The organism is Alteromonas sp. 009811495, assembly GCF_028865455.1.
In the GTDB taxonomy this organism is placed as follows: Bacteria; Pseudomonadota; Gammaproteobacteria; order Enterobacterales; family Alteromonadaceae; genus Alteromonas.
This window is the reverse complement of the sequence record NZ_CP113972.1, coordinates 4,299,858-4,312,885: the sequence shown is the minus strand read 5'-3', so window position 1 is coordinate 4,312,885 and position 13,028 is coordinate 4,299,858. Positions and strand designations below refer to the sequence as shown.

The 13,028-nt window shown below is 45.6% G+C and carries 12 protein-coding genes; 7 read left to right on the top strand and 5 right to left on the bottom strand.

Annotated features, from left to right (window positions below; translation table 11 throughout):
- The first annotated feature begins 5 nt into the window (after positions 1-5).
- Positions 6-233, top strand: coding sequence for a YheU family protein (locus tag OZ660_RS19275; RefSeq protein ID WP_226431792.1), 228 nt, complete (start codon positions 6-8; stop codon positions 231-233).
- Positions 234-290: 57 nt separating this feature from the next.
- Here the strand turns inward: OZ660_RS19275 and OZ660_RS19270 are convergent, their stop codons facing one another.
- Entirely contained in the window at positions 291-842 is a 552-nt protein-coding gene (locus OZ660_RS19270) for an outer membrane beta-barrel protein (protein WP_274742066.1), read from the bottom strand.
- Positions 843-1,491: 649 nt separating this feature from the next.
- Between OZ660_RS19270 and OZ660_RS19265 the strand changes: the two genes are divergently transcribed.
- Complete coding sequence (locus OZ660_RS19265; RefSeq protein ID WP_274742065.1) at positions 1,492-3,117, top strand: glucan biosynthesis protein; 1,626 nt, start codon at positions 1,492-1,494, stop codon at positions 3,115-3,117.
- Positions 3,095-5,110 (top strand): glucans biosynthesis glucosyltransferase MdoH, encoded by a 2,016-nt coding sequence (gene mdoH, locus OZ660_RS19260; RefSeq protein ID WP_274742064.1) that lies wholly within the window; start codon positions 3,095-3,097, stop codon positions 5,108-5,110. Before OZ660_RS19265 ends, mdoH begins: the two co-directional genes overlap by 23 nt.
- Before the next feature lie 76 nt (positions 5,111-5,186).
- Here mdoH and OZ660_RS19255 read toward each other — a convergent pair whose 3' ends face one another.
- The 3 genes from OZ660_RS19255 to nudE all read right to left on the bottom strand — a co-directional run bounded on the left by OZ660_RS19255 (position 5,187) and on the right by nudE (position 7,314).
- Positions 5,187-5,771 (bottom strand): YceI family protein, encoded by a 585-nt coding sequence (locus OZ660_RS19255; protein ID WP_274742063.1) that lies wholly within the window; start codon positions 5,769-5,771, stop codon positions 5,187-5,189.
- 130 nt (positions 5,772-5,901) lie between these two features.
- On the bottom strand, positions 5,902-6,747 hold the full coding sequence (cysQ, locus tag OZ660_RS19250; RefSeq protein WP_202262923.1) for a 3'(2'),5'-bisphosphate nucleotidase CysQ: 846 nt from the start codon (positions 6,745-6,747) through the stop codon (positions 5,902-5,904).
- Between the two features lie 3 nt (positions 6,748-6,750).
- Positions 6,751-7,314 carry an ADP compounds hydrolase NudE gene (nudE, locus tag OZ660_RS19245; protein WP_159625553.1) on the bottom strand — a complete coding sequence of 188 codons (564 nt, stop codon included), beginning with the start codon at positions 7,312-7,314 and terminating at the stop codon, positions 6,751-6,753.
- A 129-nt stretch (positions 7,315-7,443) separates the two neighbouring features.
- On the opposite strand from nudE, the gene yrfG reads away from it, so the two are divergent.
- The 4 genes from yrfG (at position 7,444) to OZ660_RS19225 (ending at position 11,531) form a co-directional block, all read left to right on the top strand.
- A complete protein-coding gene (yrfG, locus tag OZ660_RS19240) occupies positions 7,444-8,148 on the top strand; it encodes a GMP/IMP nucleotidase (RefSeq protein WP_202262921.1) in 705 nt (234 codons plus the stop codon).
- Between the two features lie 12 nt (positions 8,149-8,160).
- Entirely contained in the window at positions 8,161-8,706 is a 546-nt protein-coding gene (yjjX, locus tag OZ660_RS19235) for an inosine/xanthosine triphosphatase (RefSeq protein WP_159625557.1), read from the top strand.
- A gap of 230 nt (positions 8,707-8,936) precedes the next feature.
- Entirely contained in the window at positions 8,937-10,331 is a 1,395-nt protein-coding gene (locus tag OZ660_RS19230; protein ID WP_274742062.1) for an NAD-dependent succinate-semialdehyde dehydrogenase, read from the top strand.
- 150 nt (positions 10,332-10,481) lie between these two features.
- Positions 10,482-11,531, top strand: a complete 1,050-nt coding sequence (locus tag OZ660_RS19225) for an MBL fold metallo-hydrolase (protein ID WP_274742061.1) — start codon at positions 10,482-10,484, stop codon at positions 11,529-11,531.
- Between the two features lie 36 nt (positions 11,532-11,567).
- On the opposite strand, the gene OZ660_RS19220 is transcribed toward OZ660_RS19225, so the two are convergent.
- Positions 11,568-13,001: a YdgA family protein gene (locus tag OZ660_RS19220; RefSeq protein WP_274742060.1), complete on the bottom strand. Its 1,434-nt coding sequence runs from the start codon at positions 12,999-13,001 to the stop codon at positions 11,568-11,570.
- Between the last annotated feature and the right edge of the window lie 27 nt (positions 13,002-13,028).

The window sequence follows — 13,028 nt, the reverse complement described above, 5'->3', positions numbered from 1 at the left end:
AATTTATGATTATTCCAATTGACGCGCTAGAAGCCGATACGCTGTATAGCTTGGCTGAATCGTTTGTACTTCGCGAGGGAACGGACTATGGCGAACAAGAAGTGTCTCTTGACGTTAAAGTGCAGCAAGTGCTTAAACGACTAAAGTCGGGCGAGGCGGTGTTGGTTTACTCAGAACTTCATGAAAGCGTTGATATTAAGCGCAAAGAAGATATTCAAGCTAGCGAAGAGTAGATAAAACAAAAACGCCGGGTCGAGCAACCCGGCTAACCTACCTGAGGAGAGGAAGGCTTAAAACGCGTAACGAGCGGTGACTTGCATAATGTCCCAGTCGTCGATGACTTCATAGTTAGCGCCTACGGCCCACTGCGGCGTAATGTAATAGTTTGCGCCCACTTTAAACGTCGCTTCACCGTCATCTACATCGTAGTAACCTACTTCACCTGCAAGCTCGACCTGTTTGGTAATCATTGAGCGAAGACCAGCGTTAATGCTATAGCCTGTTTCGTCATCGAAGTCGCCGTCCACGCGTTCTAGGTTTGCGCCGAAGTATGCATCAGTTGTTGCATTAACGGGAAGGCGATAGCCTGCACCTAGCGTCAGCGTGTCAAAGTCAAAGTTACCTTCTTCAAAGAAGCTGTATTCGCCATTAAGATACCAATTACTGTTAAGCAGGTATTTACCGTTGATGGTAAGGCCGTCTGGTTCAAATGATTCATTACCGTCGAAGTCCATTTTAGTGTAACCACCTTCAACGTAACGCCAGTCAGGCTTATCTGCCATCGCAGAAAGAGGCAGTGTTGCAGCAGTAAGTGCGGCCAATAGTGTGATTGCTTTACGCATGTGATAACTCCTTAATATTCACAGTGGCATTGTTTTGCTTATACATTCAAAACAATGCATACCGTTTGTGCTTGTGCCAACCCGTATGGAAGAAACAAGCGCTAACTTATCGTTATCTGGTGAGTGCAAAGGCTTTGCCAACTTACATATGAAAAGGAACGGTGTGTTTTTAAGTGTCTGATATTAAATGTTAATTTTCGGTAGGAAATGAATGTTGAGGACGCTGTTAAAGCGCATTTCGACCCTATTACCTCGAAGTACAAATAAGAACTGTCGCTAAAAAACAACACTTTTGGGCGTGGTTTCTGTGTTCACTATCTTCACTAAGCATTTGGCTTGCATCTATTATCGAATGTTTATCATGTAACCATTTGTTAAATAATCTTTTTTTTAAATTAATACACTCCCCTAGCGCATTGGAACACCTTTTGCTCAGCCTTTTGTTCAATAACTACGCATGTTATCGAATGTTCGCCTATCCCCACTTCCCATTTGACTGGATTGGGATTCACAGCACTTTATCTACTTCATCAGTGACAAGGCGAGCAAGGCACGACGAATAAGAAAGGAAGAGAGCGCTTTTCTTAACGTTGGCGAATGAGGTGTTTTGCCCACATCGGTAACCGTTGTTTTCATAAGGAGAGGACAAATGGCTAAGCCAGTTTTATTTTCAACAAAAGGTTTTACCTCACAAGCGCTAACACATACGCTTGTGTCGATGGCAAGTGTACTGTCTTTAATGTTTATTGGTGCTTTACAGCAAAGCGCATGGGCGGTTGAGGTCAGTGATGCAAATCAACCGCAAAAGTCTTCGCCAGTACTACAATCAGTCATTGATGCTGCGCGTGCTTCAGCAAAAGAAGACTACGAGCAAGATGACCACGGCCTTGACAGTAAGCTTAAGGAAATTGATTACACCACCTATCGTTCTATTCGTTTCGATAGTGAGGCAAGTTTATGGCGTGGAGAAAACGATTACGAACTGCAGTTTTTTCACCCTGGCTTTCTGTACGAATACCCAGTCACTATTCACACTATAGGTGCTGACAATACACCGACTCGCCTTCCTTTTGATAGTGCTATGTTTAAGTACGATGGTAGTGCGCAAGCGTTGGCTGGTCTTACCGATGAAAAGTCTGGATTTGCAGGTTTTCGTGTTCACTACCCCATTAAAAATAACGAGTACAAGGACGAATTCGCTGTTTTTCTAGGTGCATCATATTTTCGTTTAGTGGGTAAAAACCAAGTTTACGGCATTTCTGCGCGTGGATTGGCTATAGATACCGCACTTGCCAAGGGCGAGGAGTTTCCGCATTTCACTGAGTTCTGGGTGATTGAGCCAAGCGATGGTCAGCCTATTACGATTTACGCTCGGTTAGAGAGCCCGTCGGTAGCAGGTGCGTATAAGTTTGTTATTGAGCCTGGTATAGATACTCGCGTAAAGGTAGAAAGCTGGCTGTTTGCGCGTGAAGATGTAGCAAAGTTGGGTGTTGCACCGTTTACCAGTATGTTTTTGTATGGTGAAAACACGCAAGGACGTATCGACGACTATCGACCAGAGGTTCACGATAGTGATGGCGTATTAATGGTAACGCACGCGGGAGAAGAAATCTGGCGCCCGCTAACTAACCCAGCGCGTTTACAAGTTACTTCATTGAGTGACACTGCGCCCAAAGGCTTCGGCATGCTGCAACGCGACGCAGAGTGGGGTAATTATCTTGATGCAGAAGCCAACTATCATCTTCGCCCTGGCTTGTGGGTAACGCCTGAAGCTGGCTTTGACAAAGGCCGCCTCGAAGTGGTTGAGATCCCAACCAAATCAGAAATTCACGACAATATTGTTGCATTCTGGACTCCAGAAACGCCTTTTAATGCAGGGGAATCTCTGTATTTTTCTTATCAATTGAGCACAGTAGAACAAAATCCATTTGTAAGTGAACTTGCGTCAGTTGTGCGCACTCGCCAAGGCAAAGCGGTACTGCCAGGGGATGAATTTAAGAACGACAAACTGTCGACCACCCGCCAATTCAGCGTTGATTTTACAGCGCCTCAAGATACCTCTTTTGACGACCAAGCGATGAAGCTCGTTGTACAAGGCGCTAACGGATCAATTTCCGAACAAAGACTGTATGCCGTTGCCGATGGGCAAGAATGGCGCGCCACGTTTTTGGTAAAACCCAAAGAAAAGCAAACCGTAGATATGCGCGCCTATATTGAAAAAGACGGTAAGCGTATTAGTGAGGTGTGGAACTATGTCTATCAACCACAACAATAAGCACGTTGCGCGTGTGTTGTCGACGCCTACGCAAGATTCATCAAACGAGGATAACGCGGTGCCTCACAGTAAAAGCTATGTGCCATCTAGGGCATCGCAAATGTTTATCAAAGGAGAAACCATGCGTTTGTTTATAATGGCAATGCTAGTGATCCCAAGCACGGCGCTGGCCGGTTGGAGTTTGTATGAGATATTTTTACCTAATGGCTTAACCAATCTGGAAATTGCTCAGCTGGGCTTAGGGCTTACCTTGTTTGCTTGGTTATGTATGGCATTTTGGACGGGTATTATTGGTTTTGTATTGCAGCTATTTAATATCGACCCCCTCAGCTTGAAAAAGACTTTGCAAACACCTGATGCGCAAACACCGTTGCATCAACGTCACGCTATTGTCATGCCAGTCTATAACGAAGATACGCGTCGAATTATGGTGGGATTTGAGGCTTGTATTCGCGAGTTAATGGACAGCGCGAATGCCAAGCAGTTTGATTTCTATATGCTAAGTGATACGCGTGATATGCAAAAGGCTGACGCAGAACTGCGCGCATTCGCACGCTTACAGAAGCGACTAGGACGATTTTCTCAGCAGGTTTTTTATCGTAGACGAGAGCAAAATCTTCATCGAAAAGTGGGAAATTTGAAGGACTTCTGTGAGCGCTGGGGTGGTCACTATGAATCTATGATCGTGCTCGATGCAGATAGCGTTATGAGCGGCGAGCGCATGCAAGACTTGGCTCGTCGTATCGAACAAAACCCTGACACTGCCCTAGTGCAGACAATTCCTATGCCCGTTCGCCAAAACACCTTTTTTGGTCGCTTTGTGCAATTTGCGGCGCACCTTTACAGCCCGATGTTGGCAACAGGTTTATCGTTTTGGCAAACCGACAGTGCGAACTATTGGGGGCACAACGCTATCATTCGCATCGCGCCTTTTATGCAGCATTGCGGCTTGCCTACGTTGGAAGGGCGAGCGCCTTTTGGTGGAGAAATTCTAAGTCACGACTTTGTGGAAGCGGCGCTTTTACGTCGAGCAGGGTGGCAAGCATACTTGCTTACCGATACCACAGGGAGTTACGAAGAAGTTCCGAGTAATATTGTTGATTATGCCATTCGAGACCGTCGTTGGGTGCAGGGCAACATTCAGCATTTAGGCCTGCTTAACGTAAAAGGCCTTAAAACGGCCAATCGCTTACATTTCTTGTTTGGTGCGTTCGCCTATATCTCGTCGCTTATTCTGTTTTGCATGCTGGCGCTTGGCACAGCTGACGCCCTTATACGTGCCACGTCAGTGCCTGAATTTTTTGTATCAGAGTATCAGTTGTTCCCAAGTTGGCAGGTTGCGCGTCAAGATATGATGATGGTGACTATGTGGGGTACAGCTGCATTATTATTCTTGCCTAAAGCGTTGGGCATTGTGCTTGCACTTATTAAGCGAAGCGACGAGTTTGGCGGTGCCTGGTCATTGCTAAAAGGGGCGGCAGCGGAGCTACTTATGGCAGTGCTAATTGCCCCCCTTATGATGTTTTATCATAGCTACTTCGTGATCAGCGTGTTTGTAGGGCACTCGGTTAAATGGGAAGCACAAGAGCGCGAAGGGCGGAAGGTGCCTTGGAAGGTCGCCATTAAACATACTCAAATTATAAGCTGTTTGGCTGTTGCTTGGGGCGTAACAACCTTCTATTTTACACCGTCATTGTTCATGTTGTTGCTGCCCGTGCTGGTGGGTATGGTGTTAGCGGCACCGGTTATTCGTCTTTCAAGTAGCGATAGATTAGGCGTTACCATGCGTAAATGGGGCGTATTTGTCATCGACCAAGAAATTCATGAGTGCAAAGCACTGAAGCGTTTGCGCGTTGCAATGTCATACTTTGCGATTAGTCAGCACAAACCACAGGTGCCGAGTTTACCGGTAAGTTTGTCGCTTACTATGCCTGAACAAGTATTGAGTGAAAAGCCGCTGCTCATGCGACCTGCTTTGGTAAATAATGTCTAAAGCGATATTAAGTGAATAAAAAACCGCACGTAACGTGCGGTTTTTTGTTTAATTGAAAGTAAACTCTTCACTGACATTACTGGTTGAACATAACCGAAAAAGTCACCGGAACGGTTGTCGTAATACTGTTAAGACCTGCGACTTTTTGCAAGGCAGCAACGCCATCAGCAAGGCCGAATGCTTCTGCCTTCACTAACGTAGGCTCAGAGGTAGAAACGCTAATGGTATCGTCGCTGACTTTACTGGCGGTAATTGAAAAACTTGTAGGGACGGCCTTACCATGAAGCATGAGAATACCATCTACCTTACCTGATACTACATCACCTGTTTCAAGGTTTATCATGGTCTCTGGCAGCGACGCTTCAAACGACGCTTCAGCGTATTTAGCAACATTGAATAGCATTTCTTGCATACGCGTGTTGCGAATATCAATAGCAGTATTAACCGATGAAAGGTCTACCGTTACTATTAGCTTACCATCATCTGATAAGCTGCCTTCGAAACTATTAAATTGATGCACTTCAGTAACCTGCGCATTTTTTGTCGACATAAAATGCAGCGCACTTTTGTCACTGTCAATTGTCCAGTCTGCGGCTGCTGGAAATGCTAGCCCACAAGCGAGCAAGGCTGTCGATAACGTACGAATACGTGTCGCCATCATAGGTTTACTCCTTTTAACATGTTGATTCCATCGCGATTGATGGTGATCATTAAAGCGCAATGTAGCCCAGCAACATTACTGCATTATTATACGCGGGTTTACCCCCAGCTATATACCTGTTTTCTACGGGTTAGTGCTGATGTGGGTTTACAAAATCATCGTATTGTACGATATCTTGCCATGGCACGCGTTTATCGCCCATGACGACGAAATCCGGATTTTCCAGAGAATGACGTTGATTGTAAGTGAGCGGCTCAAAGTTTGCCGCAGATATACTGCCTCCCGCTTCACAAACTATGCACTGAGACGCACCGGTGTCCCATTCTCCGGTAACACCAATACGCATAAATACGTCGGCTTTACCTTCTGCAATAAAACAGGCTTTCAATGAGCAACTCCCCAGTGGCAGTGTTTGATAAACCCGCTTAGCGCACATCCTGCTTAATACTTTTTCTCTAGATTGGCGGCGGCTAATTGCAATCATTACGACACTGTTTTTGGGGTCGTCTAACTTGCGCACGTGAATACGATGTTCGCCATCAGGGGATGATTTAAACGCACCCTTGCCCTTTGCGGCGTAATAGAGTGACTGTCCAGGGGGCCAGAAAATAACACCAATTACAGGCTCATTGTTTTCAATAAGTGCAATGTTCACGGCAAAATCGCCGCTTCTGGCAATAAATTCTTGGGTGCCGTCTATAGGGTCAATAAGCCAATATCGCGACCAATGCTTTCGTTCTTCTAAACTTGCATGCTTGTTTTCTTCTGACAAAATTGGAATGTCAGGTGTTGCTGCCTTTAGGCGTTTATTAATAATGTCGTTAGCAAGATAGTCTGCACTAGTGACAGGCGACTCGTCGTCTTTCTGGTAGGCGTCGAAATCACCTTTGTCATACACTTCTAATACAGCTTCACCCGCTTCTACAGCAATTTTTTTGGCAAGTTCTAAAAGGTCGGCATGGGCGTCATCGGGCATTGTTTATTGTTCCTTAAACCACTTTTGAGCTAAAAACAGGGCAGCAATACAGCGTGCTTCAATAAAGTCCTCTCGTGCAAGTAAAGCATCTGCTTCGGCTAAAGGCCAGTGAATGACTTCAAGTGGTTCAGGTTCATCGCCTTCTAAACGCTTAGGATATAGGTCTCTTGCCAACACAATGGTCATGTTCGCGTTGAAGAAAGTAGGCGCCATACTCACTTTGTGCAGCTCAACTAACTCATTGGCCGCAAAGCCGGCTTCTTCTTGCAGTTCGCGGTTAGCGGCTTCAATGGCCGTCTCACCGGGATCAATTAAGCCCTTGGGGAATCCAAGTTGATAGGAGTGTGTACCCGCTGCATATTCGCGAATAAGCACCATGGTATCTTTATCTAACATTGGCACAATCATAACCGCGCCGCGGTTGCCGCCAGCCATACGTTCGAATTCTCGGGTGGCACCGTTAGAGAACTCAAGGTCAAGGCGTTCTACCCTGAAGAGTTTGCTTTGCGCAACGATTTCACGAGAATGAATTTGTGGTAACGGTTTGTTTGGATCAATTTTAGGCATGTCTCTCGCTACAACTTTGTTATCATACTTTCATACAATCTGTATCTAGGGCCTGTTGTTCTTTACCGTTACAATTTTAACGAGCAAAGATCAGTAGTCTTTAGCTTACTTCATTATGAGGAAAATCGCTTGCCCTTTCTGCCTTGGAATGAAATTGACACAGTGCTGCTCGATATGGATGGCACCCTGTTAGATTTGCACTATGACAACCAGTTCTGGTTACATCATTTACCTAAACGATTGGCCGAATTACGCGGTATTTCTGAAGAGGAAAGCCGTGCTGCCATGACTGCGCGTTACGATGCGGTATTTGGACAAATTCAGTGGTACTGCCTCGATTATTGGGCGCAGGCGCTGCAAATGGATTTAGACAATGAATTTATGCCATTAAAACGCGAATTGTCGCATTTACTTATGCTTCGCGACGATACCGTACCTTTTCTTAAGGCGCTGCATGAATCAGGGAGAGAGGTGATTTTAGTGACTAATGCTCACCCTCATAGTTTGGCGCTTAAGCTAGAGTATACCCAGCTAGATGCTCACATTGATAACCTCATTTCAACGCATGAATTTGGTGTGACAAAAGAGTCTCAACTTTTGTGGCAACGCTTGCAGGCGCGTGTGAAATTTGATGCGTCACGTACTTTATTTGTTGATGATTCATTACCTATTCTTAACGCAGCGAAAACATTTGGTATTAAGCATTTGTTAGCAGTAGATAACCCTGACAGTCAGTTGCCCAATCGCAATATTACCGAGTTTCCTGCCGTGCGTGACTATCGCTTGATGTTAGATGATATCAATGCCCACCCAGTCATTAAAAAGAGCCAGTAATAAGGACGTTCCATGCTTTCTGATACCATATTTGTGGGTTCAAAAAATCCGGTAAAAATTAATGCAGCGCTTAATACCCTATCTGACACGCTTGAGCACGATTTTGATGCGCAAGGCATAAGTGTTCCAAGTGGCGTCGCTGACCAGCCTATGACGGAAGAAGAGACTCGATTAGGTGCTATCAATCGCGTAAAAGCGATGCTTGCACATCATCAAGGTGGCTTGAGTGATGCGTGGTATGTTGCGATTGAAGGAGGCGTTGATGTATTTGAAGATGGCCCTGCAACCTTTGCTTATGTAGCTATTTACCACGAGGGGCATTGGTCAGTGAGTCGTAGCGCAAGCTTGCCCTTACCCGTGAGTGTGTATCAAGCACTGCAGCGCGGTGAAGAGTTGGGAACCGTAATGGATAAGTTGTTCGACACAGTCAATGTCAAGCAGAAGGGCGGCGCCATTGGCCTTTTAACCTTGAATCATGCTACGCGCCAAAGTGTGTATGAGGTTGCCCTTACACTTGCTATGGCCAAATTTCATTTCCCAGATTTGTATACAGACTAAGAGCCCGTATATCTTTGCTATAAATCTATTTAGAGCCACGGCGTTATCGATAGCCGTGTCTCTGAAATCTTTTCCCTAACCAGTAATCTTTTCCTGATCGACGCATTTTTTGTACTAAGAAATCCGCTTAGATATTTAATAAGCTTATGTTTTTAATGTAATTTAATTGTTTGCCGGCTTGGCGTTGTAGTTGCACTTGCCTTAGACCACATGGAATAAGGAGTGTGACAATGAGTGAGACAGTGAATACATACAACCCCGCTACTGGCGAAAAGATCGATCATTATCATCTAATGTCTGTAGACGATGCTGAGCAAGCCGTTACCCGCTCTCAAGAAGCTTACCTAAATTGGCGCCGCACATCGTTTGCAACCCGCGCCGATTTATTTAAAAACCTCGCCAACATCATGGAAGAGCGTATTGATGACCTAGCGAGCTTAATGACCCGAGAAATGGGTAAAGTGACTGCTCAGGGAAAACAAGAAGTGCAGTTGTGCGCTGAAATTTGTCGTTATACCGCCGAACACGGTGCCGAGTTCTTAGAAGATGAACATCGTATTTTTGAAGGCGGTCGCGCAATTATTACCTATCAACCCATTGGTGTTATTTTAGGTATACAACCATGGAACTTCCCCTTGTATCAGGTTATTCGCTACAGTGCATCAAACATAATGGCGGGTAATACGACAGTGCTTAAGCATGCCAAGAACGTATTTGGTATGGCAATGGCCATTCAGCAAATGTATGAAGATGCTGGCTTTCCAAAAAATGTTTATCAATCGCTGTTGATAGATGGCAGTACGGCAAGTGACCTTATTAAGCATAAATACGTACGTGGCGTGACCTTCACGGGAAGCGACGAAGTGGGCAAGGAGGTCGCTAAAGAAGCTGCGAGTATGTCAAAGAAAACGGTCATGGAGCTAGGCAGTAATGATGCGTTTTTGGTACTCGCCGATGCCGATATCGACCATGCGGTGGAAATGTGTATTCAAGGTCGCGTTATCAACAACGGTGAAACCTGTGTAGCGGCAAAGCGGTTTGTCGTTGTAGATAGCGTTTACGATGAGTTTAAAGAAAAGTTTGTTGCACTGTGCAGCAAATTAAAAGTGGGAGATCCCACCAACGAAAATACCGACCTTGGGCCCATGGCGCGAGAAGACCTACGCGACGAATTGCACGAACAAGTGAAGAAATCGCTGGAAGCGGGGGCAACGCTGTCATTGGGTGGCGAAGTCCCTGATACCGACGGTTACTTCTATCCGGTGACTGTACTAGAAAACGTCACTCCCGGTATGCCTGCTTACGACGACGAGTTATTTGGGCCCGTTGCATCACTAATTCGTGCCCGAGATGATAAACAAGCCATGGAAGTCGCCAACGACTCTCGCTATGGTTTGGGTGGCGGTATCTTTAGTACTGATACCGAAAAGGCAATTTCTCTCGCTAAAGACGAGTTTGATACGGGGATGGTGAACATCAATGGGTATTCGCTTGCCCAGCCGAACTTACCTTTTGGTGGTGTGAAAGACAGTGGATACGGACGTGAACACGGTGGTTATGGCATTCGCGAGTTTGTAAATATCAAAACTATCATGGTGGCAGAAAGCCAGTCAGATCAACACTAATGTTCGCTCATAAATGTGCGTAAAAAAGGGGGCTTGCTCCCTTTTTTGCCTATTATTGAATACAAAACATGCGTCTACTGGTCTTGTAAACGTAAACCCATGGCAAAGGGCAAAAGCGCAGCCTACTTAATGGCAATAGGAACCCACATAATGCATGCACATCGAATCACAACACAAAGTCACTCACAAAAGCGCCTGTGCCGCCCGCAGCGAAACAGGGCACTAAATAATTTGCTCGTCACTACACTGTGCAGCGCCGTGTTGAGTTTCTCCAGCGTTGCGTATAGTGAAAATAGTGATGTGCGAACGCCGGAATCTACACCAAATAAAGTGACAAAGGCTCAAGCGTGTCACGGCGTTTCGGTACAAGTACTTGGTTCAGGCGGTCCTGAATTGGATGATGGGCGCACTTCAAGCGCTTACATAGTGTGGGTTGACGATAGTGCGCGTATTTTGGTTGATGCAGGTAGTGGCAGCAGTGTGCAGTTTGGTGCGTCCGGAGCGTTATTTGACGATATCCAAGCAATGGTGTTGTCGCACTTACACACTGACCACGCTGCCGATGTGCCCAGCTTCGTAAAGGGAAGCTTTTTCACCTTTCGAAATAACGACTTACCCATTTTCGGGCCACAAGGCAACGACGTTATGCCAGATACATCGACTTACCTTAAAACGCTTTTGGGCAGTCATGGCGCTTATCGCTACTTGTCTTCTTATACCAAGGAAGGACAAGACGACTACACCATTCGACCTACTTCGGTATCACTATCAGCGTCATTACAATCACCGTTCACCGTTTCACTTAATGATGCTATAAGCCTAGAGGCGCTTTCAGTTCATCACGGTCCCATTCCTGCCCTTGCATGGAAAGTAAAAGCAAATGGCTGTGAGGTTGTATTTTCAGGTGATACTAATGACAAGGCCAATACGCTCGCTGAGTTTTCTAAAGGTGCTGATCTTTTAGTGTTACATAATGCCATTGACGATAACGTAGGCGAGGTTGCTAAAAATTTGCACATGACACCAAAACAGCTGATTGCGATTGCGACCCAATCGAAAGCTAAGCGAATATTGCTATCTCATATTATGAAACGCAGTGAGCCAGGGTTGGCAGCGCTAAATGAAGCTATTACTGTAGTGGCACCAGGAAGGGTATACAGCGCAGTAGAACTGATGAACATTACCCTTGACCAAGAGTAATGTTCACCATCATTAAGGCGTATTAGCGCTCAACGTTTATTGAGGTGCAAATGGCAATGGTATGGGAGTGCCATTAACGTTGGCTTTGCCATCTTTAAGGGTTAATTGTGTCTCGTAACCGTCTTCAGTGACTTTTATTAACCCTTGTTGTGCAAAAGAATTAATCATCATTGGCGCTTGCTGATCGGCAGCCGCCTGTATTTCTTCAGGGCTCATGCCTTGGGCTTGAGGGTTCGCCAATATTTGTCCCATCATATAGCCTGACATCATACTCTCAGCAAACGCTTTATCTGCGGTAATCGTTGCATCGGCAAGTAAGTGACTCACCCAATAGCCCACATCTTCTAATGTGCCAGGTAAGGCAGTAATTCCTACTAATTTTGTATTAGCATGAGCGCTGAACGACCCTTCAGGAACCGTTGCGGTTAGCTTGGTAATATTTATCTCTGGCTCAGTTTTAAGTTGCTTAAGCAGGTTGTCTTGAACAAACGCCATCATTTTTGCTGGCACTTCTTCAGCGGGCATCAGTAAGGTTTCATTACTGAAATCTTGGTATGCGCGGATAAAATCAAGCTGCAAGTTATTTACCGCGACACCAAGAGTCATGTCTGATGCATCTATATCCGGGCCATTTAGCTCGCCCACACCATACTCTACGTACACATTCGCCAAGTTCGTTTGTTTGTTCACATCGGTATCGGCGCTGAATGTAATGTCTTTGATTGCAACATCACTATTCGTTTCAAAGTCTGTAAAGGACATAGTGGCAATTTTCAGCGCCAATTCGGAATCGAACAGCTCGCCTTTCATAGCGGCGATAATATCGCCTGCGTATTGGGCGTTCACAGAAATATTAGCCATTTCCATGTTGAGTGCTGGGCCCTTAACAGTAAACTCATCACTCGACGCGATATAAACTATATTATCGCCTTGCTGTGTGGCCTCGCCTTTATAACCCGAAAAGCTTAATGTTGTACCATCTTCGTCACTGGTTGCGCTAAAGGCCGGGATTTCGTCTCGATAAGTTAGACCGCCAAACAGTCCCGCTACGCCTTCGTTCAAGTAAATAGCTTGTGTTTCATCCCACGACGCATACTCGCGCAGTTCACTGCCATCAACTGAAACGGTATAGTGCACCTTACCAATGCCTACCCCGTCACCAAAGTACACAGGACCATGGTTTGCAGTTAGCGTTACTTTTACGGTGGGGTTGCCGTCGGGTAGTGTGTCGTCAAGGTCGACTTGTTGTGCCGACATTAATGCCGCCAAATCGATGGCAACGTCTATTTCTGCACGAGAGCTAAACCAGCCTTTGTCGTACGAAGCAATGCTGGCTTGGTAAACCACTTGTTCATTAACGGCATCAATCGCTGTGTTTACACGGTCTTGTAAACCGTTGCCGATGAAATAAGGTGAAATGGCAAGAGCAGCGAGTGTTAAGCCACCGCCAATTAAGAGAGGTTTGTTCATTGTACAATCCTTTGTTGAATCAATTTC